The organism is Mesobacillus maritimus (assembly GCF_023715205.1).
GTDB lineage: Bacteria > Bacillota > Bacilli > Bacillales > Cytobacillaceae > Mesobacillus_B > Mesobacillus_B maritimus_C.
The window spans coordinates 1-402 of record NZ_JAMBNR010000098.1 but is presented as its reverse complement, the minus strand read 5'-3'; the positions used below and the strand labels follow the sequence as shown (position 1 = coordinate 402).

Below are 402 nucleotides of genomic sequence, written 5' to 3'. Positions count from 1 at the left end.
TGTAAGGACTGTGGCAAGCCTATCAACGCCACTCGCCATGACATGCACTACTGCGGGAACGAATGCAGGCAGTCAGCCTATCGGAAGCGTAGGCGCGCAAAGAAGCTTCAGCAAACCAGCAATTTCAAATGTGAACCCGTTTCGGTGGAGAAAAACCAATGACCGATGAGAATAAGCACGTCGATATCGTTAAGGACCTGATTAGTGGGTCCGAGCACAACATTGCAATCAAACGCCATGCGCTGCCGTATTTCGAGGCTGATCATGGATCGGCAATCGCGATGCTCAAGCGCCTGATGGGGAGCGCGTGGACGGCGAAGGATGTAACAGACGTTCTCGAATTCGCCCTGGGTTATCAGCCGAAAGAAGGCACTGACCCGATGCAATGGATGCTTTTGAAAC

1 protein-coding gene is annotated in these 402 nt (G+C 52.2%); it reads left to right on the top strand.

What is annotated here, in order from left to right; all coding sequences use genetic code 11:
• Positions 1-158: 158 nt before the first annotated feature.
• A partial coding sequence (locus M3182_RS25790; RefSeq protein ID WP_251560679.1) for a hypothetical protein occupies positions 159-402 on the top strand: 244 nt, incomplete at its 3' end.